A 23768-nucleotide genomic window follows, 5' to 3' on the forward strand; every position below is an offset into this window, starting at 1 on the left:
GCGCGTCAAGCCGCGAGGTCGAGCAGCCGACACGATCCGCGCACCAGCACCTTGCGTCCAACGGCGGTCATCGCGGGCACGCCATCATCAATGACAACGAGACCAAGCTTGACGAGGCTGTCGACGAGATAGGCCTTCGAGAGGCGATTGTTCGCTAGGGGGTTACGAAGTGTGCGCAGGGCTGCCCATTGATCCGGCGAAAGATCGAAGTCGAAATCGTCGTTCATGTTGCCTCAAGCGATAGTCACGTTCGCAGGCCCCTGTTAGCGGCGCTGCATGAAGACCATGCGACGACAATGAGTCGGGAATTCGGTGAGCTGCTTAGAACTTCTCTTCACGAATTGCCGCAGTCTGTTGCGCCACAATGGTTAAGATCTCCCGGACGCGATGATCGTCCCGATCATCGATCACTAATTGATGATCTTTATTTGATGTTGCGCTGCGACAGCCGCAGTGCACGGCAAGCGCTGCTGTCTCATTCTGCGTCGCGATATGCACAGCAATGATGAGACGCCGGGTTCGTGGTTCTGCTACGCTGATTCGCGGGGAATGGCTTCACACGACAAGGAGTGTGAGTGCATGAACAGGCTGGTGGAAATTCGCAGTCAGGAATCCCTTTGCCGTGAACGTGCGGCGCTCGATTTTGAGCGTCGGGTTTTTTGGCTTACCCAAGCCCAGGAATGGGAGCAGCGCGCGCTCGACGAAATTGCTACTCACTTTCGCGAGTGCAATCTCGCTCACTTGGAGCTTGCGCGAAGCTGACGTGGGCCGTCGGCTTGAGGACTTACTGGTAAGTCGCAACGATATCGGAGACCGCGCGCTCGAGCTGCTGCGCGGTGGCGCATTGCCGCACCACGCTGCAAAAGGTCGCATAGCGCGGCATCTCGGAATCGCCAAAGCCCCAGGCGAGCCGTCCTTCAGGGTTGAGCCAGACCAGTCGCTTCGATCGTTCTGAGACGCGGCGGAGAATGTCCGCACGCGGATCGAGATTGTTGCTGCGGGCATCGCCGAGCACGATCACCGTGGTCTGCGGCGTTAGCGCGCTCATGAAGTCTTTTTCGAAATCGACCAGCGAAGAGCCGTAGTCGGACGAGCCGAAGCCGACCTTGGCCATGATCTCGGCCATCGCCTCTTCGGGCGACTTCTTCTCCAGGATCTCGCTGACCTCGATCAGATGGGACGAGAACGCGAACGAGCGGACGTCGTCGACCACCTCGTGCAGCGAGTGGATGAGGAGCAGGAAGAAGTCGGAGACCTGTGCGACCGAGCCGGAGACGTCGCAGATGGCCACGATCTTCGGCCGGTCGCGGTGCTTGCGCTTCCACGCGGTGAGGAAGGGGACGCCGCCCCAGGCGGCGTTACGGCGCAGCGTGCGGCGGACGTCGAGATGACCGCGGCGCTGGCGCTTGCGCGGCTTCGAATAGCGCTCGCGCAACCGCCGCGCGATCTGGCGGATCAGCGCGCGCATCTCCGCAACCTGACGCCGCTCGATGCGCGCGAGCGGCGCATTGCGCAGGATCTCGTTGCGAAGGTTCTCGGCCTCTTCGCGAGCGTAGAGCGCAAGCCCTTGCGAGACGGTGTCGCGCACGCCCTCGCGCAGGGCGTCGAGCGCGGCCCTAAGGCGCTCGGCCAGCGCGGGATTAGTTGATGTCAGCTGGTCGAGATCGTCGCGCAGGCGCTGGAGGCCCATGGCATCGAGGATGCGGCTCGAGAAGATGCCGCGCTGGGTGGAGTAACGAATGTCGGAGAGCGAAGCTGCGCCGGAGGCGCTGGCGATGGCGGCCGAGATCGCATTACGATTCTGCGACATCAGCATTTGTGCAAGCGGTCCCAATCCTTCGGGAGGCTGACCTTCGCCCGCTTCGCCGGCCGAGCTGGCGGAGGGCGATTGGTCCGAGTCCTCAGAGGCGTCATCTGCGTTGTCGGCTTCAGGCTGATCTTGTCGCGGCTCGGGCTGGCTGAAGAACAGGTCAAAGCAGTCGCCGAGCGCGAGCTTCTCGTCCTGCGACTTGGCTAACGTCAGAAGCAGTGCATCGCGCAGGACGGCGCGGTCGGTGAGACCGACCTGCGCGACGGCGCGCATCGCGTCGATGCTTTCGGCGGGCGAGACATGGACGCCTGCTCCCCGCGCAGCTCGAAAGAAACGATGAAGGTTCTCGCGCATCGGACGTCAACCGAAGACGTTGGACCGGGCCGCCTTGGCAATGAAGGTCGTGATCTGCGGGTGAGCTGCCTCGATGTCGGCCTCGTATTTCAGGAGCACGTTGAGCGTGTCCTTGACGATCTCGGTGTCGAGCTCGGAAGCCTGAAGCAGCACCAGCACACGCGCCCAGTCGATGGTCTCACTGACCGAGGGCAGCTTTTTCAAGTCGAGCGAGCGGATCTCGTGGATGAAGCCGACCATGTGCCGGCGCAGCGTCTGCGAGATGTTCGGCACGCGGCTCTCGACGATGCGCTCCTCCAGCCGCTGCTCGGGAAAGCCGATATGCAGATGCAGGCAGCGCCGCTTCAAGGCGTCGCCGAGATCGCGCTCGCTGTTGGAGGTCAGGATCACGGTCGGCGGCGTGATTGCCGAGACGGTGCCGAGCTCGGGGATCGTCACCTGGAAGTCGGAGAGGATTTCCAGCAGCAGGGATTCGAATTCGGCATCCGACTTGTCGATCTCGTCGATCAGGAGCACGCAGCCGCCCGGCTGCTCCAGCGCCTGGAGCAGGGGGCGCGGCTCGACGAATTCCTTGGAGAAGAACACGTCGCCGAAATCATGAAGCTGTTCGAGCGCAGCGTGCAGTGTCTGCGCGCCGCCAAGAACTTCGCCGAGCTTATCCTTGAGGATTTGCGTGTAGAGCAGCTGCTTGGCATATTTCCACTCATAGAGTGCCTTGGCCTCGTCGAGGCCTTCGTAGCACTGAAGGCGGATCATCTTCATTCCGCGCCAGGCGGCAATCGCCTTGGCAAGCTCGGTCTTGCCGACGCCGGCCGGGCCCTCGACCAGGATCGGCTTTTCGATCTGTTGCGACAAATAGACGGCGGTCGCGATCTGGCGGCTCGCGATATAGCCTTGCGCGGCGAGGCCGCTCTCCACTGCCTCGATCGAGGTCGAGGCCTTCTGTTCAGCCACGAAAGGGCGCTCCCAAAGGTCTTGCTTGAGGCTTGTTCTGCCTGCGTTCCCGGCAAAGAACAAGCCTCGTTTGGGACGGCCTGATCCGCGCTGACGGTGTTTTTTTCCGTTCAGCGCAAATACTTAACAGGCGACCTATGGCGCGTTCAGTGCCGCAGCAGCTCGGGCTTGCGGATGGTCTGCCTGACCTCGGCGCCGCAATCGGCGCATTCGTAGACGAAGTCGATTTTGGCAAGGCTCCAGTGCGGCTCGACATCACGCACATACATCGGCAGGAACCCCATGCATGCCGGGCAAATCACAGGCGCGATTTCGATATCCTGATGATGCTGTACATAAGCTGGCATCTCGGCTCTCCTTCGCAGGCGGCCACCAAACCCCGCGCAAAAGCTACTGCCGCCCGCGTCGATGCCGTCATCAACTCTTTCGAACAGAGGCGGAACGGTGAGGGTTTGTCGTTCGCTGTGACATTCTTGTTACGTCTTTGGACTGTAACGGGCGGCTCGAATGCCTATTTCTCCGGCCGATCCGCTTTTCTCGGACCATCAACTCAACAATAAGGGAGCAACGCCCATGACCCATGCCATTCGTTTTCACAAGACCGGCGGTCCGGAAGTCCTGCTCTGGGAGGAAGTCGATGTCGGCAAGCCGGGGAAGGGCGAGGCGCGCATCCGCCACACTGCCGTCGGTCTCAACTTCGTCGACATCTACAATCGCTCGGGTGTGTATCCCGCGCCATTGCCGAGCGGGCTCGGCAGCGAGGCCGCGGGCGTCGTCGAGGAGGTCGGGCCCGATGTCACCGATCTGAAGCCGGGCGATCGCGTCGCCTATGGTGCATCTCCACTCGGCGCCTATTCCGAGGCGCGGCTGATCCCCGCCGACCGGCTGTTGAAGTTGCCCGACGGCGTCGACGACAAGACCGCGGCAGCAATGATGCTGAAGGGGCTGACCACGCAATACCTGATCCGGCAGACCTATCGCGTGAAGGCCGGCGATACCATTCTGCTGCATGCGGCGGCCGGCGGCGTCGGCCTGATCCTGAGCCAGTGGGCAAAACATCTCGGCGCGACCGTGATCGGTACGGTGAGCAGCGATGAGAAGGCAAAACTTGCCAAGGCGCATGGCTGCGACCATGTCATCATCTACACGCGTGAGGATTTCGTGAAGCGCGTCGACGAGATCACCGGCGGCAAGAAGGTGCCGGTGGTCTATGATTCCGTCGGCAAGGACACGTTCCTGAAGTCGCTGGACTGCCTCGCGCCGCTCGGCGTCGCCGCGCTGTTCGGCGCGTCCTCGGGCGCGGTCGAGCCGCTCAATCTCGGTCTGCTCGCCCAGAAGGGCTCGCTCTACGTTACCCGTCCGACGCTGTTCACTTACGCTGCCAAGCGCGAGAACCTGGTCGCGATGGCGAACGAGCTGTTCGACGTCGTCAAGTCCGGCGCGGTCAAGATCGAGGTCCATCAGACCTACGCGCTGAAGGATGCTGCGAAGGCGCATGCCGATCTCGCCGCACGCAAGACCACGGGATCGACCGTTCTGACGGTGTGATCCCGGATGGAGCGGTCGCGCAGGCTGCCTGCTTGCGTCACGCCTTCTCGTGCTTGCGCAGGTCGCGGGCGTGATCGAGGCGGACCGCCTGGAGGTCGACATCTTCAGGCGGGACCTGGGGAAGGGCGGCCTCGGCCAGGATGGCCTCGGTCACGTCCTCGACCGAATTCTCCATAATTTCGTGGATGAACGAGATGTTCTGGTACTCGCCCGAGGTGACGCGGGAGATAACTCCGCGCCTTGTGATCTCGGGGTCGACGACCGCCTCGCGGCCGCGCCGGCCGTAGTCGATCATCACGACGAAATACTGCATGAAACGATCCTGCCGCGCGTCCAAGGCCGGGCGCGCGGCAGAGTATTTCCGAAAAACGGAATTATGTCAAGGTCGATTTCCAAAATCGGAAATCGACGCCTATCGGCCCTTCTTGCGGGGGCGTGCCGACTTGGCGCGCAATCGCTCGAGCTGGCCCCTGGGCATCGAGAGGCAGATCTCTCCGACCCAGTCGAGCTTGACGCCGACGATCGGCTTGGCGTTGAAGCTGTTGAGATTGACGACGGAGGGCGTTTTCCCGCGCTCGATGGTCTTCAAATAGCGTTCACCGGTCTTGAGCCGGACCACGGCCTCTTCACCGTAGAAGGTCGAGAGCGGATGACGCTGGTCCTTGTAGACCACGATCACGTCGCCGCTTTCGTATTTGGGCAGCATCGAATCGCCGACGATCTCGAAGGCGACGGTCTCTTCCATGATCGGGAAGGGCAGCACGATGTCGCCGAGCCCCTCCGGCGGAACCTGCTCGAAATCCGGCTCGATCACGGCGCCGGCACCGACGCGGCCCATGATCGGCGCGAGGTTCAGCTCGAGATATTCCATGATCGGAATGATTTCCGACGCCTTCACTAGGCGTTCGCCCCCGAGGATCTCCGATACCGCGCCCGGGCGAACGCCCATGGCCGCGGCCAGCCCGCCCTTGCTCTTGCCCGTCTTCTCCAGGCCCCGCTCGATCATCGCAACGTCCAACATGCTGATTCCCTCGATTGCCCAACGGCTCCGCCTCTTGTAATCCGAAATTCGGAATTGATGCAATTATGAATATCAGAATTCCCGCTTGACTTTGTCTTCGGAATAACGGAATGTGTGTTCCGCCTCCGGATCGTGCATCGGGGCGCATCACAGGACAGCAGCATGGAACCGGGCCATTGGTCGTCGGAGCATTCCGACGCGCTTCGCGAGTATTTTTTCAAGGGATTGTCATATGCGGAGATCGGAAGCGAGATTAACGCAAGGTTTGAAACGGCTTACACGCGCAATGCGGTGGTCGGCCGCGCCAAGCGGCTCGGGCTTGCTGCGCCCGACCGGATGACGAGTCCATCGATCGTGCCGTCCTTGCCGGGCGAGCCGGGCCCGCTCTCGCCGCCTCGTGTTGCGATACCCGGCCTGAACCTGCCGCCGCCATCGGCCCTGAGGCCGGCGAATCCGGTCAAATTGCGTTGCGTCGGTATCCGGCCGCGCCTGATCCCGCTGCTCGAGCTCGAGCGAGGCGATTGCCGCTATCCCTATGGCGGTGACAAGGAGGAAGAGGAGATCCGCTTCTGCGGTCACCCGCGTCAGCCCGGCTCGAGCTATTGCGCGCCGCATGCGCATCTGACCCGCGGTCCCGGAGCAGTGTCCGGCCGTACCGCCAGTGCCGCCGTGCTGAGGCTGGTCTCCGCCGCCTGACCTTCCCACCAGTTTGCAAGGAGTTTTCGAGTGGCACGCGCCAGACGCAACATGTCCTACAAATTGACCAGGCTCCACGACCGCAGATCGTGCGATTTGCCGTTCAATGCAGATTTGGTGGAGGTCGAGGTCGACAATCCGCTGGCGCTCGATCCGGACGACAAGATCGTGGCGATGCGGTCGATCCGCAACGATCCGCTCGGCCGGCTGCACTCGCACCATCAGATCGACGAGGCGCAATATCGGGGTGGCCGCGCCTACCAGCGCGATTGGGAGCGGGCGGAGCGGGGCCCTCAGGCCATGGATCCGACCCGCGAATATGTCGACGGCGCGCGCTCGCGCGAGCCCGTCACCGAGAGCCAGCGCCAGGCCGTATTGCGGCTGAACCGGGTCGAGCGCGAGCTCGGCACCGACGGCGCGGCGCTGGTTCATGACGTATTGGTGCTCGGCCTGACCATGGACCAGATCGGGGAGCGACGCGCCGTGCGCACCCAGCGCTGGAACGACTATTTCGCCCGGCGCTTTCGCGAATGCCTCGACCGGTTGGCGCTGGTCTACGGCTTTGCGACCGATGCGCGGGCGCGGCGCCGCTGAATGTGGCTGCCGGCTCGCTCCTCACGGATGCGGCATGATCTGATAGGGCGTGGTGTAGGGTTCGACGCGGAGCGAGGCGTTGGCCAGCAGCCCGATCTTGGCAGTCGGTGCCTGCTGCTTCTCACCGTTCTGCCCGCGATGCACGTTGTATTGCCAGGAGCGCGGCCCCTTGATGGTCGTCCTTTGGTGCCGAGGCGCGCCCCGAATCAAACGTTCCATCAGCCATGGCGCCTGTGATCTGCGTGGCCGTTTCGCAACCGCTTGGTCGCGCGATCTTGAACAACGGTTCATTGAGCGGGAAATATCGGGTGGACTCCGACGAGATACCGCTCGTGGACGACGCAACCGCCGAAATCGGGCTCAACGATTGCATGTATCCGCTGAAGAAGCTGAGGCCGCGGCTGCCAATCTCCGTTCACACGGGAAACAAGCTGAAACTCAGGTCTAGTTGACGGCGATGGGACCGTGTGGTGACTGATTGCTGCTTGTTGACGCAGGTTGGTGACGGCAGCGCGTATTCCTGTTATCCGGAATTGCCGGAGCACGATGCCGACGAAGCATCGCCCGGTCTTACGGTTTGGCTTGCTCGATGGGTTGTTCCTTGCCATAATTGCAACCTATCGGGTCGGACCGAGCCTCTTCAGATTTGCAGCTCCGGATGCTGTCATAGGTGCGAGATGAAAAACCTCAATTTCGCGGCTGAACTGCATCTTAAGCTCGGCGCGCCCGCGAACGGTACCGTCGAAAGTCTCCGCCTGCTGCGCGCCTTTCTCAAGCTCGCTCCCCGGGAGCGCTTTGAGGTCATCAAGCTCGTCGAAGACCTCGTCACCGACGAGACCATCCCCGAACACCCGCTGTCTTGAGCCCGGCCACGGGCCGACATTGCACTTTGTCCATCTTTTCAGACCGGCAAGGGACCGCCAGCTAACGGCCTAGCTGGCGTCTGGCCGCTGGAAGGCGGTGCGACAAATGTGGTAGTCAGTCAGGAAAAAGAGGGAGGAGTGCGACCATGATCGAACCGAAGCTCGAAGTTCCGGCCGAACTGCGCGACCTGGCTGAAAAGACCATCGACCAAGCCGAGAGGGCATTCGGAATGTTTTTCGATGCCGCCACCAAATCGATGTCGTCCGTTCCGGGTGCGGGTGCGGACGTATCCAAGCAGGCGCTCGCCTTTACCGAGCAGAATATGAAGGCGGCGTTCGAACACGCTCGCAAGCTGGTTCACGCAACTGATCTTCAGGAAGCGATGCAAATCCAGTCCGAGTTCCTGCGAAGCCAGTTCACCAACGCCGGCGATCACATGCGCCAGATGACCGGCAACTTCATGCAGCCGGGCAAGGGCAAATCCTGACAAGGGAAAATTGTGGTTTCCCGGACCAGCGAGTGTGCTTACAAATTGATCTTGCCTTGTGACGCGTTGCGCACTTCAATTCCTCTGCAGGTCCATGACGGGCCACCGAATGAACCTCATTCGCCGTCCGTCATCCTTTCTGCTGATCCCTGTCGGTTCACCCGGCAGGGATTTGCATTCTGAGGCCTCGTTTGCGTGCTTGGCGCGAAGCTCAGCCGCAGCACGATGCCGGAAATTGCGACAGGCCGATGCGGGCGACGATCGATTGCAGGAGCTTGCGGGCCGAACGACAGAAATGGCGTACGAGCCCGGGCACCCGCGCCGGGGGCATTGATCTGCCGCAAAGGCTCCCGGCTAGTAGTCGCCGGGATTCATGATCATCGGGGTGGTCGTATCGGCCGGCGCGAGTGCGCTGCTGGCGCTGTCGCGCAGGAAGCGGTCAAGTGTCGCCTGGATCTTCTCCTTGACCGAGTCGGGCCCGCGATCGCTCATATCGGTATGTTGCGCAGCGGTATGGATAATATCGATGCCGAGCGCCTTGGCTTCCTCGGGCGTCGGCAGCACGCCGGGGTCAGTCTGGAAGTGCGGGTCCTTGGAGCGGAACGACAGGATCTTCATACGGTCGTTGAGCACGAAGGGCACCCTGAGATTGTCCAGCGTGATCACCTTCGACACGAGCTCGGGATGCTGCTGGGCGACATACATCGAGACGTCGCCACCATTGGAATGACCGACCAGCGTGATGTGATCGTAGTCCGCGTTCTCCTGCCGCCCCTTCAACGTGTTCAGCACGTAGAGGATGTTGGCTTCGCAACGCATATAGACCTGGCGCCGGCCCACATATCTCTGGCCGACACGGGTCATCAGCGGCGGATCGCTCGGCAGATCCTGCTGAATGCTGGCAACGAGATAGCCCCGGGCCGCAAGCACGTTGGCGAGGAAGGAATATTCGGTCGCCTTGACCGTGTTGCCATTGCTGATGATAGCGATCGGAAGCTTCCACAGGCCGAGATTGGCCTTGGTCTCGTAGTCGCGCCGCACCGCAATTTCGACCGAGATCGGCCGCTGTCGTGCGGCGTCGAACAGGGACAGCATCTCGTGACGGATCGCGAATTTGCTGACGACGAAATACTCTCCCGCCGCGAGGACGCAGAGAAAGGCCAGGATTGCAAACACCCTCTTCATGGTTCCGTCTCAATCACTTTTGACTGAACATGGCTATAGAAAACCCCCGGATCGAGCGATCGTGAGCACGTTACGGGATTAAATTTAGGCAAGTCTGTGAGAAGTGCCCTCCAAAAGGGGCGTATCCCGGCGAAGCCCGCCCGGCTAGAGGCAGTCCCTTCTGCCGCGTTCGGGGCAAAGCCGGAACGCGCTCGACAGGGTGAAGAGGAACCGAGGACTGCGGCGCTCATTGTCCGGCGACCGGTAGCTCAACGGCACGGCGATGCCGAAATCCGCCTGGAAATCGTGCGGCAGGAAGAACCGCACGCCGGCACCGGCCGACGTCAGCGCCAGGCCGTCACCGAGACGATAGCCGTCGTTCCAGACTGCGCCGGCGTCACTGAAAGCGTAGAGCTGGTAGCCGCTCCAGTAACGGAAATTGAGGCTCTGGTCGAAGCGCAGCTCGAGCGAGCCGGCAAGACCATTGTCGCCGCTGATCTCGGCCGCGCCATAGCCGCGGCCGAACGCTGCGCCACCGAGATAGAATTGCTGCGAGGTGAACAGCGGCCGCCATGCGGTCTGGCTCGCAGCGGAGAGCTTGAGCGACCAGTTGTCGTTGAGGGCCTGGTAGCGCGTGAACCAGAAATTCAGCACTGAAAAATTCGAGGACGCGCCATCGCGCGACAACAGATCATCGTCGAAATGCGACGCGCCGAAGACGTCGAGGCCCTGGCGATAGGTGAGCGTTGCGTAGTTGGTGCCGCCAAAATTGTCCTGGAGGCGATAGTCGGCGGTCAGGCTCGCGGTCCTGATATGGTCGTTGTAGTACGGGCCGAACAGATCGTGCTCCGACACGTTGCTGAAGGTTCCGGCCATGGTGAGTGTCAGTCCGGAAGATTGCGACATGAAGGGTATGGTGCTTGCCCGCACCTCGAAAGCCTCGGTCGTGGTGATGTCGCTGTCGAGGCGGCGCGCGTCACCCGGCCGGACTGCGCTGTAGAGGGCGGAGGCGCCGAGGCGTACGCCGTCGACACCGACCGGTGCGTCATAGGACAGCCGCGCGAAGCCGAGCTCGCGCGGATCGTTGGCAATGGTCGACAGGTTCACCGCGAGCGTGTCGCCGGGCGTGAGGTACGAGTTGAAAGCGCCCGTGGCATAGGTCTGCCACGGGCCGACCGACGACGAGCCGAGATTGTCCAGGCCGAACGACGTGAAGACGTGCCAGGTCTTCAGATAGACGGTGAGGCGGAAGCGACCGGTCGCACCGCCGATCTCCTCCAGCGCGGTATCGGTGATGCGAACGCCCGGCCTGCCGTTGATGAGGAAGAGCTGACGTCCGAGCGTTGCCAGACGTGACGGCTGCTCGGCCAGAACCGGTCCGAGCATCGGCCTCACGCCGAACTGCTCGGCGCCGTCGCCCTGCAGATCGGCTTGGACGATCGCGCCTTCGATCACCTGGATCCGGACACGGCCGTCGGCGATGTCCTGCGGCGGCACGATTGCCCGGCTCAGATGGAAACCCTGCGCGCGGTAGAGGTCGCCGATCGCACCGGCGATCGCAGCAAGGTCGGCTTGCGAGACCTTCTTGCCGAGATAGGGTTGATAGAGGGCGGAGATGCGATCGCGGGAGATGACGTGGGCACCGCTGATGTTGATGCCGCGGAGGACAAATTGTGGCGTGGGATCGCGGCTGGCGTTCGGCTGGCCAAGCGAGGGTAATTTCACCGGGTGTCGGCTCAGAGATTCCTGCTCGGTTTGGTTTTCAAAATATTTCTCCGGCTGGCGCGGATTGAACCCCGGCTGGTTCGCCTGCTGCGCCAACACCTGCGGAGTTCCCGCAAGTATCGGTCCAAGCAGCACCAGCGCAGCAGCGAGATACCGTCCGACCGCGTCACGCGCTGACCGTTCTCCGTACTTCGACGGAGATGTCTCCAGGCGCCGGTAAGGATTCGGTAGGCACATGATTTTTCATAGTTTTTTATGGTCAACGATTGGTTAATGCGGCCGCCGGACTGCTGGGCTCCTGCTAAGCCAATCTTGAGTGATTTCGGATACGCATCAGGCTCGCAGCAACTCAGACTGAGGGTCATCATGCTTGTTCGAATTGGAATGCGGTGCGCCGTGATGGCAGCGCTGATCCTGGGAACGGCATCGGGTGCATCCGCTGCGGATGACGGCGTCTGGTCGGTCAGCAAGTCATCGGGCGAAGTCTGGCTCGCGACCAATGGCGCCCAGCAGGTGTCGTTGAATCAGCAGGAGATGCTGAAGCCGGGGGATACGATCCGGACCGGACGGAACGGGCGCGTGCTGCTCGTTCGCGGCGAAGAGACGATCTTGATCTCTCCCAATTCAGTGGTCGGTGTGCCCACCGAGAAGAAGGAGGGGCTCTCGACCACCATCATCCAGCAGGCCGGCTCGATCCTGCTCGAGGTCGAGAAGCGCAAGGTCAAGCATTTCGAGGTCGAGACGCCGTATCTCGCCGCCGTGGTCAAGGGCACGCATTTCAGCGTCACGGTGGGTGCGGGCAGCACCAAGGTCGGCGTACTCCGCGGCCAGGTTGAAGTCTCCGATTTCAGGACGGGTCAGATTGCCCAGGTCATGCCGGGGCAGGTGGCCACCGCGTTCGAGCACGGCACGCCGGGTCTCAGCCTGAGCGGCGCCGGCACGTTCAATCCGATCGAGCAGGGCAGGCCGCGTGCGTCGACGATCGAGCGTGTGCCCGTGCCTAAGTCGGGACTGTCGGTGCCGCGCAATGCGGGAAGCGGCCATGCGATCCACGCGCTCGGCCCGACCGACAAGGGCGCCAGGACAGCAGGCGCGCCGACGCATCAGCGCCAGGCAACCGGAGTTCACACGCCCAAGGCCGTGATCCACATCTCGAGTTCTCTTGGCGAGGTCAAGCTGAACTTCCACAAAGTCACGCATGGACTTGCCCACGACTCCGTCGCGCCAGGACGGGTGCGCAATGCGAATGCCAGCACCGACACGGTTTGGAGCGATAGCAAGTCGAGCACGACCACCACAGCGACAAACGCCTCGACCGTTACAGCGGCGACCGTGAGCGGCAGCGGATCCGCGGCCAGCGCCTCATCGACATCATCGAGTGCAAACACCAGTGTTGCGACCACCGTCGGGTCGACCAGCGATAATCCCGGCGGCAGTAGCGGGAACAATGGCAACGGCAATAAGGGAAACAACGGCAACGGAAACGGCAATAGTGCCAATAAGGGTGCCACCGGCAACGGCAAAGGCAACAACGGTAACGGCAACGGGAATGGCGGCGGTAATGGCAGCAACGGCAACGGAAGTGGCCACGGCCACGGCCACTAGGGGCTGAGGGGGCGTATCCGCAGAAAAGAGCGGTTGCGCGGGGAGGATCGGGTGAAACGCTATCGGCCGCATATTCTTGTCGTGATCGCGCTGGCGGTCGTGCTGTCCACGGGATGGCACGGCTCGCTTCGCAATGCGCTCACCGACCTGCGCTTTGCCTGGGAGTCGCGCTCCGCCAGCGGCAAGGTCGTCGTCGTGGCGATCGACGCGCTCTCGATCGACCAGATCGGCGTGTGGCCCTGGCCGCGCAGCCTGCACGCCGGCCTCCTGCACAGGCTGGAGGCCGCCGGTGCGCAGGATGTTGCATTCGACATCGATTTTAGCACGCCGTCGGATGCGGCCTCCGACGAGGCCTTGCTCACAGCGCTTCGAGAGGTCGGCGGCTCGACGATCCTGCCGTCCTTCAAGCAGCCGACGCCAAATGGCGGTGCGGCTCACGTCAATCGTCCGCTGAAGCCGTTCGGCAACCAGTCATGGCCGGCCGTGGTCAATGTCGCGATCGAATCCGACGGGCTCGTTCGCCGCTATCCGGTCGGGGAGAAGCTCGGCGATGCGCAGATGCCGTCGATGGCCGTCGTGCTGGCCGGTCAGGACGCCAATCGGCGGCCGCCGTTCCTGATCGACTTCAGCATTCGTGCGTCCTCTATCCCGAGTGTTTCCTACGTCGATGTGCTGCGCGGCGACGCCGCGACCCTGGAGAGGCTGAGGGACAAGAAGGTCATCGTCGGTGCTACGGCACTCGAACTGGGAGACCGGTTCAGCGTTCCGAATGGCCGTATCGTCCCGGGACCCGTACTCCAGGCGTTGGCGACAGAATCGGTCCTGCAGAACCGCATGCTGCGCTGGACGTCCGATGCCGGCATGATTGCTGGTCTTGGCGCGATCTGCCTGCTGATGATGTATTCATGGCGCCGCGTCGCACCGGGTGTCCGCGTCGTGATGCTGCTCGCTGCCGGAGCAGGCATCGAACTGACTGCGGTGCTTGTGCAGGCGCGTTGGCCGCTTGTCATCGACACCTCGTTGTTCCACATCGCGATCGTCGCCTATCTGACGGCAATCGCGCTGGACGAGATCGATTTCCGCGGTCTGCTGGGGCGTATCGCCGAAAGCCGCTTTCATCGCATCGCGATGTCGCTCGGCGATGGTCTGGTCTGCACCGACGAAGATCACCGGATCACGGTCTGGAATCCCGGCGCGAGCGCGATCTTTGGCTACATGCCGACCGAGGTCATCGGGCGCCCGTTCGAAACGCTTTGCGCAGTGCCGGCGGAGGCAGGCACAAGGACCTTCGCCATGCGCGACGCCGCGCGCCAGGCGCTGCTGGTCCCCGGCGGGGCCGTGGTCGTCGAGTTCGAAGGCCGGCGCAAGGATGGCGAAACCTTCGCGGTCGAGGCGAGTTTCTCGAGCTGGCAGGGGACGGAAGGCTTCCAATATGGCGCGATCCTGCGCGACATCTCCGTGCGCAAGCGCGAGGCTGAACGCGTCAGATACCTCGCCGAGTATGATGCGCTCACCGGTCTCGCTAACCGCAACACGCTGCATGCGGGGCTCGCCAGCATGATCGCTGCAGCGGAGCGGCGGTCGTCCGAATTCGCGCTGCTCGTGCTGGGACTCGACGGCTTTCAGCAGATCAACGATATGCTTGGACACTCGATCGGCGATCTCGTGCTGCGGGCGGTTGCCGAACGCCTGCGGACCGAGGTCGATGGCAAGGCGGTGGTCGCCCGGCTGGGCGGCGACGAGTTTGCGATTGCGGTGGATTGCGCACAGAGCGACGAGCCGATTGCTGCGTTCGCTGAGCGGATTGCGCGTGCATTCGAGGCGCCGCTGGTGACCGGCACGCGCCAGCACCGCGTCAGGATCAGCGCCGGCGTCGCCGTCTATCCGGAAGGTGGACAGAGTGCGGATGATCTCCTGAGCAACGGCCATCTGGCGCTGAGCCGCGCCAAGGCGACCCGGCGTGGCAGCCATGTGATGTTCGAGGGCGCGATCAGGCGGGAGCTGGAGAACCGGTTGACTCTGGAGAGCGAACTGGCGCTTGCCGCCGACCGCGGCGAGTTCGAGCTGTTCTACCAGCCTCAGGTTCGCCTGCTCGATGGCAGCCTGGTTGGCGCCGAAGCACTCATCCGCTGGCGGCACCCGGTGCGCGGCTATGTCTCGCCCGGAGAGTTCATGCCGGTGGTCAACACCTCGGCCCTGTCCGAGCGGATCGCGAACTGGGTGATGGAGACCGCCGGCCGGCAGGCGCGCGCGTGGGAGCTGTCGGGCAACGCTGTGCGCGTCGCAATCAACCTCTCGCCGTCGCAGCTCCACTCCGGCGATCTCGCGCATTCGGTTGCAGAATTGCTGAGTACGACGGGGCTAACCCCCTCGCTGCTCGAGATCGAAGTCACCGAAGACATCCTGCTGCACGATGAGGCCCGGGTGCTCGACATGTTCAAGCGGATCCAGCAGCTCGGGGTCCGTATCGCGTTCGACGATTTCGGAACGGGCTATGCAAGCCTGAGCTACCTGAAGAAGTTTCCACTCGACGGGCTCAAGATCGATCGCTCGTTTGTGCTCGATCTCCTCGCAGATCTGGACGACGCAGCGATCGTCGGCTCGACCATCGGCCTCAGCAAACAGCTCGGTCTTACGGTCGTTGCCGAAGGCATTGAGAATCGCGCCACGGCGGATTTCCTCATCCGCATGGGCTGCGAGGAAGGGCAGGGCTACTTTTTCGGCCGACCGATACCTGCCGACGCATTCGAGAAACAATTTTTGGCGACCGAGCTGGAAGCCGTCAGCGCTGCCTAAGCGCGCTTGTTTGGGTGCTAGCGCCTGCGCGCGACCGCGACGCCAAAGAGGAAGGCGACGAACAGGCTGGCCAAGGGCGCTTCGCGCGTGATCGCCGCCACTGTCGAGAGCGGCCGTCCGGGCTTTCGTGCTTCATCGACCGCATAGGTGAGGCGATCGACGGCGGCACGCAAACCGCCTGCGACTTCGCCGATGGTGTGGGACACGTCGGTCGCCGCATCGATGGCGCGCTCGGCGATGCCGGGCTGAGGATTGGGCTGCGGTGTGTCCGTGCTCAAGCGCGACCTCCAGACCTGGACTGAGCTGAGGCCGGCACCTTTGGCTATCCGCGCGTGCGCTCGTTTTGAACAGCGGGTCAAACGACCTTTGGCTATCCGCGACAGGCGCCGTTTTGAACGGCGGGTACCGGCCTTGCCACAGAAAATGCGGCGTGCGGGATTTGGTTCCAGGTCTCCGTGAAACGACGGATGCGAATCTCTGTTACGCTGGTGCAGCCTTGCTGACCTCAGGAACTGCTGACCTCAGGAGATTGCCGTGACCGATCGAACCATTGAGGATCGAGCGCGGCGCATCGCGTTGCTGGGCGCGCCCATCGATATGGGCGCTTCCCAGCGCGGCACCTTGATGGGCCCCGCGGCGCTGCGGACCGCCGGCCTTGCTACGCTGCTCGAAAGCCTGGATTTCGAAGTCGTCGACTACGGCGATCTCTCCGTGGCCGAGGTCAGGGATCTCGCCGACAGGCCGCCGGAGAAGGCCAATCATTACCGCGAAATCCAGCGCTGGACGCGCATGCTTAGCCGTCGCGGCTATGAGATCGCCCAAACCGGCGCCCTGCCGATCTTCCTCGGGGGCGATCACACGCTGTCGATGGGTTCGGTCAATGCGATGGCGCGGCATTGGCGGGAGCGTGGACGCGAGCTGTTCGTGCTCTGGCTCGACGCCCATGCCGACTACAATACGCCCGAGACGACGATCACAGCCAATATGCATGGCATGTCGGCGGCGTTCTTGTGCGGCGAGGCCGGCCTTGATGCCCTCCTGGGCGACGATCCGCGCGCCTCGATTGATCCGGACAAGCTCGACCTGTTCGGTGCCCGTTCAATCGACAAGCTCGAGAAGGAGCTGATGCGCGCACGCCGCATCAGGGTTATCGATATGCGCCAGATCGACGAGTTCGGCGTCGCGGTGCTGATCCGGCGCGTCATCGAGCGCGTCAAGGCTAGCAACGGCGTGCTGCATGTCAGCTTCGATGTCGATTTTCTCGATCCTAGCGTCGCGCCGGGTGTCGGTACCACAGTGCCGGGAGGGGCGACCTATCGCGAGGCGCATCTGATCATGGAGTTGCTGCACGATTCCGGCGCGGTTGGGTCGGTGGACATCGTCGAGCTCAATCCGTTCCTGGACGAGCGCGGCCGCACCGCACGCACCGCGGTCGAGCTGATCGGCAGCCTGTTCGGCCAGCAGATCACAGATCGGCCGACACCCAGCAATGCAATCGCGCCGGGTGAGTGACACGCGACCCGTTTGTGCAGCGCAAAGAATGGAACTGCTGTCGCTGCCGCCGGATTTAGGTCAGTCCTGATCGAAATCGCCTGCTTTTGAAACGCCCGCGAATTGCAAATGCGCTTCGCAGAAGGTTTCATGCGGGCCGAGCTTCATCCGAGGGTCCGCTATGAGCAGCACGATCGACACCTCCGACAAATCCGCAACGACAACACGTCGCCGCTTCCTGAAAGGAAGCGGCGCCGTGGCAGGTGGCGTCGTCCTGGGAGCTGGTGGCTCAGCCGCCACGGAGACCGAAAATCTTCCGCCCAACATTCCGGATTGGATGAAAGCGCCGGGCGATCCGATGGGAAGCCAGCCTTACGGCGCGCCCTCGCCGTTCGAGAAGGGCGTCGTCAAGAACATCTCGAAGAACCTCAAACAGTACATTTCCGCGTCCGGCCGGACGCCATTGCAGGAGCTCGACGGCATCATCACGCCGAATGGCCTGTTCTACGAGCGGCATCACGGCGGCGTCCCGACGATCGACCCGGCGCAGCACCGGCTGATGCTTCACGGCCTTGTCGAACGGCCTCTGATCTTCACCATGGACGATCTGCGACGCTTCCCTTCGGAGTCGCGCATCCACTTTCTCGAATGTTCCGGCAACCCCGGTTACACCAAGCCGTATGGCAAGACTGCGTCGGACCTCGTCGGCCTGCTGAGCTGCGCCGAATGGACCGGCGTCAGCCTGAAGCTGGTGCTCCAGGAGGCCGGGCTGAAGCCGGAAGCGAAATGGATCGTCGCTGAAGGCGCCGACGCGGCAGCGCTGACCCGAAGTATCCCCCTCGAGAAATGCCTCGAGGATGCCATGCTCGTCTATAGCCAAAACGGCGAGCGGCTTCGTCCGCAGCAGGGCTATCCGTTGCGGCTGCTCCTGCCCGGGTTCGAAGGCAATATGAACGTGAAGTGGCTGCGGCGCCTGCATGTCACCGCCGAGCCCGCTTACTCGCGGGAGGAGACCTCGAAATACACCGACCTCCTGCCGGACGGTACGGCCCGAGAGTTCTCTTTCTACATGGAAGCGAAGTCGATCATCACGCGTCCCTCGGGCGGCCAGCATCTCGATGCACCCGGCTTCCATGAAATCACCGGCATCGCCTGGAGTGGCCATGGCAAGGTCAAGCGGGTCGAGGTGTCCCTCGATGACGGCAAGAGCTGGCAGGAAGCGCAATTGCAAGAGCCGGTGCTGACCCGCGCCCTCACGCGATTCCGCCTGCCCTGGCAATGGGACGGCAAGCCCGCGGTGATCCAGAGCCGCGCGATCGACGAGACAGGTTATGTGCAGCCGACGCTCGCCGAGCTGCTCGCGGTGCGCGGCGAGAATTATTTCTACCACAACAATGCGATCTGGCCCTGGCGTGTGGCCGCCGACGGGGAGGTCACCAATGCGCTGGCGTGAGATCTGCGGCGTCTTTCTCGCGATCTTGCTCTGCGCTTCAGCGAGCGCCGTGCGGGCGCAAAGTCCCTATGGCATCGGTCGGCCCGCGACGGCGGCCGAGATCGCGGGCTGGAATATCGATGTCGGGCACGATGGCAGCAATCTGCCGAAAGGGAGCGGCTCAGTGCGTCATGGACGCGAGGTGTTCGCCCAGCAATGCGCGTCGTGTCATGGCGACAACGGCGAGGGCGGATTAGGTGATCGTCTCGTCGGCGGCCAGGGCACGATCGCGACCGCCAAGCCGGTCCGCACCGTCGGAAGCTACTGGCCTTATGCGCCGACGTTGTTCGACTACATCCGTCGCGCGATGCCGCAGAACGCGCCGCAGTCGCTGAGCAATGAAGATGTGTACGCGGTGTCGGCCTACATCCTGAACTTGAATGGACTGCTCGGAGCGGATGCGACGCTTGATGCGACATCGCTCGCGGCCATTAAAATGCCGAACCGCGACAAATTCGTTGGTGACGCGCGCCCCGACGTCAAGTGAACGAATGGAAATGGCCAAACTTCTGGCACTGACTTGGAACTTGCCAAAGCTTGGAACTTGCTAAAACTCGGAACTTGCCGAAGTCCGGCGGGGAACTCGTGGGCCGCGTTCGAATTAACCTGCGAGAGGAAACTATGGCTTTTTCGATGGCAACCGACCGGTTTGCACACTCCATGTCCTCAGCGCTTCGCCATCCTGGCGTGATCGCCTTGATTGTGGCCGGCGTGACGATTGCAGCGATGTTGATCGTCGATCACGGGCCGTGGAATCGTGCCAAGACCCAGCCGGCTCACGTTGCGATGTATGCGACCACCGGCGAAGCCGCCCGGGCGGCAGGCGCCAAGGTGCTTCCGACCGAATCAAAATCGCCGATCGAGCCGGAGCGGCCGGGTCCGAAGACGTCCCCGACCATCAATCCGGTGACGCCGTAACGCTCAGCTCTTGCGGCCGTAATTGAGGAATCCGCCGGTGGTCTTCGGCGGATGGGCGCGAAGGGCCTCCTCGTTCGGCTCGGTACCCCAGCCCGGACGGTCCGGAATGATCAGATGGCCGTTCTGGATCTCCGGCTCATGCGTGAACAGCTCGCGGTCCCAGGCAAGGCGGTCGACGTCGATCTCCATGATGCGCAGGTTCGGCACCGCCGCGCAGAAATGCGCGTTCATCATCGAGCAGAGATGGCCGTAGAAATTATGCGGCGCGACGTTGACCTCGAAGGCTTCGGCGGCCGAGGCGATTTTCATCGACTGCCACACGCCGTTCCAGGGTGTGTCGATAATCGCCACGTCCATCGCCTGCTCGTGGAAATAGGGCAGGAATTCGCGCAGGCCCAACAGCGTTTCGCAAGACGAGATCGGATGCGGACTCTGCCTCCGGATATAGCCGAGGGCTTGGGGGTTGAAGCTGTCGATCTCGATCCAGAACATGTCGAGATCGGCGATCTCGCGCAGGATCTTCAAATAGCCTTCGGTCTTGGCGTTGAAGTTGCAGTCGAGCAGGATGTCGACGTCGGGGCCCGCGCCGTCGCGGATCGCCTCCAGATGCATGCGCAGGTCGCGCAGGATCTTGCGGTCGACATTGATCTCGGGCGCAAAGGGCGAGCCGAAGCCCGGCCGCCAGCCGGTCGGCTTGCCGTCGTCATAGGAGAAGATGTTGGTCTTGAGCGCGGTGAACTTCTTCTCGCGCACCTCGCGCCCGATCGCCTTGACGCCATCGAGGTTTTCGATCGGCGGCCTGTACCAGGACGGATGATTGATCCGCCAGGTCGCGCAATGCGACCAGTAGACCCGGGCGCGATCGCGGATCTTGCCGCCGAGCAGTTCGTAGCAGGGTACGCCCAGGCATTTCGCCTTGGCATCGAGCAACGCGTTCTCGATCGCGCCGAGCGCCTGCGCAACGACGCCGCCGGCGGCGGGACGCGTGGCGGCGAACAGCTCAGCATGGATGCGCTCGTGCTGGAAGACGTTCTGACCGATGACGCGGGCGGAGAGGCGCTGGATCGCGGCGCCGACGCCGGGCGAGCCGAAGCCTTCATCGAACTCGCTCCAGCCGACGACGCCGTCCGCCGTCGTCACCTTGACGAAGTAGTAATTTCTCCAGCCGGCGTCGCAGGCGAGAATCTCGAGACTTGTTGCTTTTGATGATGTTGTCATGTCGCTTCCTGTCGCCCGGCCGGGTCTTATTGGTTTTGTGCCGCGGTCGCAGGCCCGGGGCCAGCCACAAGGCTAACGACCTGCCGTGAAGCCCGCAAGCACTCGGCCGGGCGCCGCTCTAGCCGATCACGAACGAGCCGAACAGAGCGAGCACGGCCAGCGCCATCAGTGCGGTGCCGAGCCAGCCCAGCATGACGAGCCATGACCGGGCCTTGAAGCGCCCCATGATCTTCTCGTTCGAGACGATCAGCATCATCATCGCCATGATCGGAACGGCGACGATGCCGTTGAGCACAGCGCTCCACACCAGCATGTGGATCGCGCTGATGCCGGTGAAGCCGAGGCCGAAGCCGATCACGGTCGCGGCTGCGATGATGGTGTAGAAGCCGACCGCCTTCTCCGGCTTTGCCTCCAGCGTGCCGCGCCAGCCGAAAGTTTCCGCAACGCCGTAGGCCGCCGAACCCGCCAGCACCGGGATCGCCAACAGGCCCGTGCCGATGATGCCGAGCGCGAACAGCGCGAAGGTGAAGTCGCCGGCGAGCGGCCGCAGCGCCTCCGCCGCCTCCGTCGCGGAATTGATGTGGGTGACGCCGTTGGCGTTCAACACCGAGGCCGTGGTCAGGATGATGAAGAAGGCGATGCCGTTCGACAGCAGCATGCCGACGGTGGTGTCGGCCTTGATGCGCGCGATCTCGGGATCGCCGCCGCGTCGCGCAACGGCTTGTCGCGCTTGCCCTGGTTCATCTCCTCGACCTCCTGGGAGGCTTGCCAGAAGAACAGATAGGGGCTGATGGTGGTGCCGAGGACCGCGACCACCATCATGAAATAATCGGCGTTGACGGTCGCCTTCGGCAATACCGTGGCAAGCAGCGCCGTGCTCCACGGGATCTTGACGGTGAAGGCGGTCGCGACATAGGCGAACAAGGTCAGCGTCAAGAATTTCAGCACCGGCGAGTAGCGTCGATAGGGCACGAACACCTGGAGCAGGGTCGATCCGGCCGCGAAGATCAGCGCGTGCTCGTGATCGAGTCCGCCGATGACCAGCGAGAGCGCCTCCGCCATCGCCGCGATGTCGGCGGCGATGTTGAAGGTGTTGGCGACGACGAGCAGCGCCACAAGCCCCATCACGATCCAGCTCGGCGCGAGCCGCATCACGTTGGCCGCAAGACCCTTGCCGGTGACGCGACCGATCTGCGCGCTCACGAGCTGAATGGCGATCATGAACGGGGTGGTGAGAAAGACCGTCCAGAGCAGCCCGTAGCCGAATTGCGCGCCGGCCTGCGAATAGGTGGCGATGCCCGACGGATCGTCGTCGGCCGCCCCGGTGATCAGGCCGGGGCCGAGCCGGCGCAGCAGCATCGGAGCGGACTTCGTCGGCGGCTCGGCGCGGCCGTGCCCGGTGGGGCGATGTTGCGATCGATTCGACAGGGCTCACCTTCCGGAATTGCGAATTCAGGGCTAAGCCCATCATAGCCGGAAAGTTCCCCGGCCGGCCAGCAGGCGGGATGCGCTGCTCCCCGGCGCATGTGCGGAACACCCGCCCGCAATGCATGTTGTGTCTGCGGAGACGGAATCTTCGAGGAGCGGGACAGTCACCATTGCGTCCCGTTTCAGCAGACGAGGAATTGGCTGATGGACAATCTGACCAAGCGCGAGCAGCCCGACCGCAGCAAGATCAACATGCACGAGGCTTACGAGGTCAAATACTGGACCCACGCGCTCGGCGTCACCAGGGAGCAGCTGCAACGGGCCGTCGACAAGGTCGGCAATTCGGCCGCCGCCGTCCGCAAGGAGCTCGCGAGGTAGCCGCCCCGCTCGGTGCGCCAGTCAGGCAGCACATTCGATTATTAAGCCCGGCTCCCAAGCGGCGCCGGGCTCTCGTTTTATTTGATGCTGACGAACATGCCCCAGGCGGCGGCGAGCGCAGCGCCGGCAAAGACGACCACCGGATTCTCGCAGAAGGTGCTGCCGTAGCTGCACACGTTCGAGCCGAGCTGGCCGAGCTCGTGATGGCTCGCGGAATAGAACAGTCCTGACAATCCCAGCAATGCGGCGGCGACGTAGTACATCGCGCATCTCTCCTCGGAACGCGTGTGTGCCAGCATGGCGCGGAGAGATTGCATTCCGCCGAATCCGCTTTGTTGCATTTGAATAAAGTTTGACCTGTTGGGTAAACCTATGCCCGATCGCGGCTGCGCTTGAACCTGTATCGTCCCCCGGCGACGCCAAGACGGGCAGAGCTGCTTGCATGCCGCACGAAACAGGATTGAAACACTCCTGAAACCAGATCGTCCTGAACGCCTTCGCCGCTCGCCCCGACCAACGGAGCGAAAAGGGGAAGCCACGATGCAGGTCGGTTCGAAGGAAGAAGTCGCGTTCTTGCTGGCGCTGTTCGGGACCCATAGCCAACCCGTCACGAAGCCGAAGCCGAAATCGCCGCAGCGCTGAGATCGCGAACCCATGCCGGGTCCGGCCGATTGCCTGAGCTTTCTGGCGAGCGCGCCATCGACGATTATCTGGCGATGGCGCCGGTCAGCGCACGCAACCGCGGTCTGCGCGTGCTCCAGCAGGGGGCGCTCGAACTGCATGTGGCCTCGGTCGGCGTGCAGCGCTCGTTCGCCGAGACGGTGGATGCTTATATCGAGCGGAAGCTGGCGGAGGAGTGAGGGCGCGGGCTCCTGCCCGGGTTGCAGCCAAGCTGGCATCGCTCTTGCTACATGAGGTCTTGATCCCGACCCGGCCGATCGGGCCGTTTCAGATTGAGGCGATCACATGCAGACAACGTCCCGTTACGAAGCGAACATGCTCCACGCTCTAATCTCCGACCTGCGCTGGCGGATCCAGATGCTGGACAGCGACATTGCCGAGGAGGAGCGCAATTCCGGCAATGCCGACCCCGGCAGTCCCACCTATTCGATGCTAGCCCTGGCCTTGCGGTCGCGCAGGGAGAATCTGCGGGCGACGATCGCCTTGCTGCAGGGACGCCAGGAGCGTGCGGCGGACTTGTCGCGCGCCGCGTGAGCGGCTTTCG

Annotated in this window: 27 protein-coding genes and 1 pseudogene; 15 read left to right on the top strand and 13 right to left on the bottom strand. The window is 63.0% G+C overall.

Annotated elements, in window-relative coordinates; translation table 11 throughout:
* Positions 1-5: 5 nt before the first annotated feature.
* Positions 6-227, bottom strand: coding sequence for a hypothetical protein (locus ACTGJ9_RS17920; protein WP_456678116.1), 222 nt, complete (start codon positions 225-227; stop codon positions 6-8).
* A 352-nt stretch (positions 228-579) separates the two neighbouring features.
* Between ACTGJ9_RS17920 and ACTGJ9_RS17925 the strand changes: the two genes are divergently transcribed.
* Entirely contained in the window at positions 580-762 is a 183-nt protein-coding gene (locus tag ACTGJ9_RS17925; RefSeq protein ID WP_456678117.1) for a hypothetical protein, read from the top strand.
* Between the two features lie 22 nt (positions 763-784).
* Here ACTGJ9_RS17925 and ACTGJ9_RS17930 read toward each other — a convergent pair whose 3' ends face one another.
* From ACTGJ9_RS17930 to ACTGJ9_RS17940, 3 genes are all read right to left on the bottom strand, one after another.
* The gene (locus ACTGJ9_RS17930) at positions 785-2164 is read right to left on the bottom strand and encodes a vWA domain-containing protein (RefSeq protein WP_456678118.1); all 1380 of its coding nucleotides are present in this window, start codon (positions 2162-2164) and stop codon (positions 785-787) included.
* Between the two features lie 6 nt (positions 2165-2170).
* Entirely contained in the window at positions 2171-3118 is a 948-nt protein-coding gene (locus ACTGJ9_RS17935; RefSeq protein WP_456678119.1) for an AAA family ATPase, read from the bottom strand.
* A gap of 146 nt (positions 3119-3264) precedes the next feature.
* Positions 3265-3465, bottom strand: a complete 201-nt coding sequence (locus tag ACTGJ9_RS17940) for a hypothetical protein (RefSeq protein WP_456678120.1) — start codon at positions 3463-3465, stop codon at positions 3265-3267.
* Positions 3466-3691: 226 nt separating this feature from the next.
* Between ACTGJ9_RS17940 and ACTGJ9_RS17945 the strand changes: the two genes are divergently transcribed.
* Entirely contained in the window at positions 3692-4666 is a 975-nt protein-coding gene (locus ACTGJ9_RS17945; RefSeq protein WP_456678121.1) for a quinone oxidoreductase family protein, read from the top strand.
* Positions 4667-4703: 37 nt separating this feature from the next.
* On the opposite strand, the gene ACTGJ9_RS17950 is transcribed toward ACTGJ9_RS17945, so the two are convergent.
* Together ACTGJ9_RS17950 and ACTGJ9_RS17955 are read right to left on the bottom strand one after the other, a co-directional pair.
* On the bottom strand, positions 4704-4979 hold the full coding sequence (locus ACTGJ9_RS17950) for a hypothetical protein (RefSeq protein ID WP_456678122.1): 276 nt from the start codon (positions 4977-4979) through the stop codon (positions 4704-4706).
* A gap of 99 nt (positions 4980-5078) precedes the next feature.
* Positions 5079-5687, bottom strand: coding sequence for a S24 family peptidase (locus ACTGJ9_RS17955; RefSeq protein ID WP_456678123.1), 609 nt, complete (start codon positions 5685-5687; stop codon positions 5079-5081).
* Between the two features lie 162 nt (positions 5688-5849).
* Between ACTGJ9_RS17955 and ACTGJ9_RS17960 the strand changes: the two genes are divergently transcribed.
* Both ACTGJ9_RS17960 and ACTGJ9_RS17965 read left to right on the top strand, forming a co-directional pair.
* On the top strand, positions 5850-6383 hold the full coding sequence (locus ACTGJ9_RS17960) for a GcrA family cell cycle regulator (RefSeq protein WP_456678124.1): 534 nt from the start codon (positions 5850-5852) through the stop codon (positions 6381-6383).
* Positions 6384-6413: 30 nt separating this feature from the next.
* A complete protein-coding gene (locus ACTGJ9_RS17965) occupies positions 6414-6977 on the top strand; it encodes a hypothetical protein (RefSeq protein ID WP_456678125.1) in 564 nt (187 codons plus the stop codon).
* A gap of 21 nt (positions 6978-6998) precedes the next feature.
* On the opposite strand, the gene ACTGJ9_RS17970 is transcribed toward ACTGJ9_RS17965, so the two are convergent.
* Entirely contained in the window at positions 6999-7196 is a 198-nt protein-coding gene (locus ACTGJ9_RS17970) for a hypothetical protein (protein ID WP_456678797.1), read from the bottom strand.
* A gap of 458 nt (positions 7197-7654) precedes the next feature.
* Here ACTGJ9_RS17970 and ACTGJ9_RS17975 point away from each other — a divergent pair, with 458 nt between their 5' ends.
* Both ACTGJ9_RS17975 and ACTGJ9_RS17980 read left to right on the top strand, forming a co-directional pair.
* Entirely contained in the window at positions 7655-7840 is a 186-nt protein-coding gene (locus ACTGJ9_RS17975) for a hypothetical protein (RefSeq protein WP_456678126.1), read from the top strand.
* Between the two features lie 146 nt (positions 7841-7986).
* On the top strand, positions 7987-8328 hold the full coding sequence (locus tag ACTGJ9_RS17980; RefSeq protein ID WP_456678127.1) for a phasin: 342 nt from the start codon (positions 7987-7989) through the stop codon (positions 8326-8328).
* Positions 8329-8682: 354 nt separating this feature from the next.
* Here the strand turns inward: ACTGJ9_RS17980 and ACTGJ9_RS17985 are convergent, their stop codons facing one another.
* Together ACTGJ9_RS17985 and ACTGJ9_RS17990 are read right to left on the bottom strand one after the other, a co-directional pair.
* Positions 8683-9513: an alpha/beta fold hydrolase gene (locus tag ACTGJ9_RS17985; protein ID WP_456678128.1), complete on the bottom strand. Its 831-nt coding sequence runs from the start codon at positions 9511-9513 to the stop codon at positions 8683-8685.
* Between the two features lie 144 nt (positions 9514-9657).
* Positions 9658-11454 carry a ShlB/FhaC/HecB family hemolysin secretion/activation protein gene (locus tag ACTGJ9_RS17990; RefSeq protein ID WP_456678129.1) on the bottom strand — a complete coding sequence of 599 codons (1797 nt, stop codon included), beginning with the start codon at positions 11452-11454 and terminating at the stop codon, positions 9658-9660.
* A gap of 129 nt (positions 11455-11583) precedes the next feature.
* Between ACTGJ9_RS17990 and ACTGJ9_RS17995 the strand changes: the two genes are divergently transcribed.
* Together ACTGJ9_RS17995 and ACTGJ9_RS18000 are read left to right on the top strand one after the other, a co-directional pair.
* On the top strand, positions 11584-12822 hold the full coding sequence (locus tag ACTGJ9_RS17995) for a FecR family protein (protein ID WP_456678130.1): 1239 nt from the start codon (positions 11584-11586) through the stop codon (positions 12820-12822).
* A 51-nt stretch (positions 12823-12873) separates the two neighbouring features.
* A complete protein-coding gene (locus ACTGJ9_RS18000) occupies positions 12874-15618 on the top strand; it encodes an EAL domain-containing protein (RefSeq protein ID WP_456678131.1) in 2745 nt (914 codons plus the stop codon).
* Positions 15619-15635: 17 nt separating this feature from the next.
* Here ACTGJ9_RS18000 and ACTGJ9_RS18005 read toward each other — a convergent pair whose 3' ends face one another.
* Positions 15636-15896, bottom strand: coding sequence for a hypothetical protein (locus ACTGJ9_RS18005; RefSeq protein ID WP_456678132.1), 261 nt, complete (start codon positions 15894-15896; stop codon positions 15636-15638).
* Positions 15897-16152: 256 nt separating this feature from the next.
* On the opposite strand from ACTGJ9_RS18005, the gene rocF reads away from it, so the two are divergent.
* The 4 genes from rocF to ACTGJ9_RS18025 all read left to right on the top strand — a co-directional run bounded on the left by rocF (position 16153) and on the right by ACTGJ9_RS18025 (position 19519).
* Positions 16153-17130, top strand: a complete 978-nt coding sequence (gene rocF / locus ACTGJ9_RS18010; protein WP_456678133.1) for an arginase — start codon at positions 16153-16155, stop codon at positions 17128-17130.
* 160 nt (positions 17131-17290) lie between these two features.
* A complete protein-coding gene (gene soxC, locus ACTGJ9_RS18015; RefSeq protein WP_456678134.1) occupies positions 17291-18562 on the top strand; it encodes a sulfite dehydrogenase in 1272 nt (423 codons plus the stop codon).
* Positions 18549-19088: a c-type cytochrome gene (locus ACTGJ9_RS18020; protein WP_456678135.1), complete on the top strand. Its 540-nt coding sequence runs from the start codon at positions 18549-18551 to the stop codon at positions 19086-19088. Before soxC ends, ACTGJ9_RS18020 begins: the two co-directional genes overlap by 14 nt.
* A 134-nt stretch (positions 19089-19222) precedes the next feature.
* On the top strand, positions 19223-19519 hold the full coding sequence (locus ACTGJ9_RS18025; protein ID WP_456678568.1) for a hypothetical protein: 297 nt from the start codon (positions 19223-19225) through the stop codon (positions 19517-19519).
* Positions 19520-19522: 3 nt separating this feature from the next.
* Here ACTGJ9_RS18025 and ACTGJ9_RS18030 read toward each other — a convergent pair whose 3' ends face one another.
* Both ACTGJ9_RS18030 and ACTGJ9_RS18035 read right to left on the bottom strand, forming a co-directional pair.
* The gene (locus tag ACTGJ9_RS18030; RefSeq protein WP_456678136.1) at positions 19523-20737 is read right to left on the bottom strand and encodes a mandelate racemase/muconate lactonizing enzyme family protein; all 1215 of its coding nucleotides are present in this window, start codon (positions 20735-20737) and stop codon (positions 19523-19525) included.
* Between the two features lie 118 nt (positions 20738-20855).
* Positions 20856-22096: pseudogene (locus tag ACTGJ9_RS18035) on the bottom strand (NRAMP family divalent metal transporter).
* Positions 22097-22369: 273 nt separating this feature from the next.
* Between ACTGJ9_RS18035 and ACTGJ9_RS18040 the strand changes: the two are divergent.
* Entirely contained in the window at positions 22370-22543 is a 174-nt protein-coding gene (locus tag ACTGJ9_RS18040; protein ID WP_456678137.1) for a DUF3606 domain-containing protein, read from the top strand.
* 77 nt (positions 22544-22620) lie between these two features.
* Here the strand turns inward: ACTGJ9_RS18040 and ACTGJ9_RS18045 are convergent, their stop codons facing one another.
* Entirely contained in the window at positions 22621-22806 is a 186-nt protein-coding gene (locus ACTGJ9_RS18045; protein ID WP_456678138.1) for a hypothetical protein, read from the bottom strand.
* A 408-nt stretch (positions 22807-23214) separates the two neighbouring features.
* On the opposite strand from ACTGJ9_RS18045, the gene ACTGJ9_RS18050 reads away from it, so the two are divergent.
* Both ACTGJ9_RS18050 and ACTGJ9_RS18055 read left to right on the top strand, forming a co-directional pair.
* The gene (locus tag ACTGJ9_RS18050) at positions 23215-23403 is read left to right on the top strand and encodes a hypothetical protein (protein ID WP_456678139.1); all 189 of its coding nucleotides are present in this window, start codon (positions 23215-23217) and stop codon (positions 23401-23403) included.
* A 136-nt stretch (positions 23404-23539) separates the two neighbouring features.
* Positions 23540-23758 (top strand): hypothetical protein, encoded by a 219-nt coding sequence (locus tag ACTGJ9_RS18055; RefSeq protein WP_456678140.1) that lies wholly within the window; start codon positions 23540-23542, stop codon positions 23756-23758.
* Positions 23759-23768: the final 10 nt, after the last annotated feature.

Origin of the sequence: Bradyrhizobium sp. RDM12 (assembly GCF_051917485.1) — a bacterium.
GTDB lineage: Bacteria > Pseudomonadota > Alphaproteobacteria > Rhizobiales > Xanthobacteraceae > Bradyrhizobium.

Coding starts and splice junctions, on each gene's coding strand:
- ACTGJ9_RS17920 (WP_456678116.1), bottom strand. CDS start 227: ATGAACGACGATTTCGACTTCGATCTTTCGCCGGATCAATGGGCAGCC.
- ACTGJ9_RS17925 (WP_456678117.1), top strand. CDS start 580: ATGAACAGGCTGGTGGAAATTCGCAGTCAGGAATCCCTTTGCCGTGAA.
- ACTGJ9_RS17930 (WP_456678118.1), bottom strand. CDS start 2,164: ATGCGCGAGAACCTTCATCGTTTCTTTCGAGCTGCGCGGGGAGCAGGC.
- ACTGJ9_RS17940 (WP_456678120.1), bottom strand. CDS start 3,465: ATGCCAGCTTATGTACAGCATCATCAGGATATCGAAATCGCGCCTGTG.
- ACTGJ9_RS17945 (WP_456678121.1), top strand. CDS start 3,692: ATGACCCATGCCATTCGTTTTCACAAGACCGGCGGTCCGGAAGTCCTG.
- ACTGJ9_RS17950 (WP_456678122.1), bottom strand. CDS start 4,979: ATGCAGTATTTCGTCGTGATGATCGACTACGGCCGGCGCGGCCGCGAG.
- ACTGJ9_RS17955 (WP_456678123.1), bottom strand. CDS start 5,687: ATGTTGGACGTTGCGATGATCGAGCGGGGCCTGGAGAAGACGGGCAAG.
- ACTGJ9_RS17960 (WP_456678124.1), top strand. CDS start 5,850: ATGGAACCGGGCCATTGGTCGTCGGAGCATTCCGACGCGCTTCGCGAG.
- ACTGJ9_RS17970 (WP_456678797.1), bottom strand. CDS start 7,196: ATGGAACGTTTGATTCGGGGCGCGCCTCGGCACCAAAGGACGACCATC.
- ACTGJ9_RS17975 (WP_456678126.1), top strand. CDS start 7,655: ATGAAAAACCTCAATTTCGCGGCTGAACTGCATCTTAAGCTCGGCGCG.
- ACTGJ9_RS17980 (WP_456678127.1), top strand. CDS start 7,987: ATGATCGAACCGAAGCTCGAAGTTCCGGCCGAACTGCGCGACCTGGCT.
- ACTGJ9_RS17985 (WP_456678128.1), bottom strand. CDS start 9,513: ATGAAGAGGGTGTTTGCAATCCTGGCCTTTCTCTGCGTCCTCGCGGCG.
- ACTGJ9_RS17990 (WP_456678129.1), bottom strand. CDS start 11,454: ATGTGCCTACCGAATCCTTACCGGCGCCTGGAGACATCTCCGTCGAAG.
- ACTGJ9_RS17995 (WP_456678130.1), top strand. CDS start 11,584: ATGCTTGTTCGAATTGGAATGCGGTGCGCCGTGATGGCAGCGCTGATC.
- soxC (WP_456678134.1), top strand. CDS start 17,291: ATGAGCAGCACGATCGACACCTCCGACAAATCCGCAACGACAACACGT.
- ACTGJ9_RS18020 (WP_456678135.1), top strand. CDS start 18,549: ATGCGCTGGCGTGAGATCTGCGGCGTCTTTCTCGCGATCTTGCTCTGC.
- ACTGJ9_RS18025 (WP_456678568.1), top strand. CDS start 19,223: ATGGCTTTTTCGATGGCAACCGACCGGTTTGCACACTCCATGTCCTCA.
- ACTGJ9_RS18030 (WP_456678136.1), bottom strand. CDS start 20,737: ATGACAACATCATCAAAAGCAACAAGTCTCGAGATTCTCGCCTGCGAC.
- ACTGJ9_RS18040 (WP_456678137.1), top strand. CDS start 22,370: ATGGACAATCTGACCAAGCGCGAGCAGCCCGACCGCAGCAAGATCAAC.
- ACTGJ9_RS18045 (WP_456678138.1), bottom strand. CDS start 22,806: ATGTACTACGTCGCCGCCGCATTGCTGGGATTGTCAGGACTGTTCTAT.
- ACTGJ9_RS18055 (WP_456678140.1), top strand. CDS start 23,540: ATGCTCCACGCTCTAATCTCCGACCTGCGCTGGCGGATCCAGATGCTG.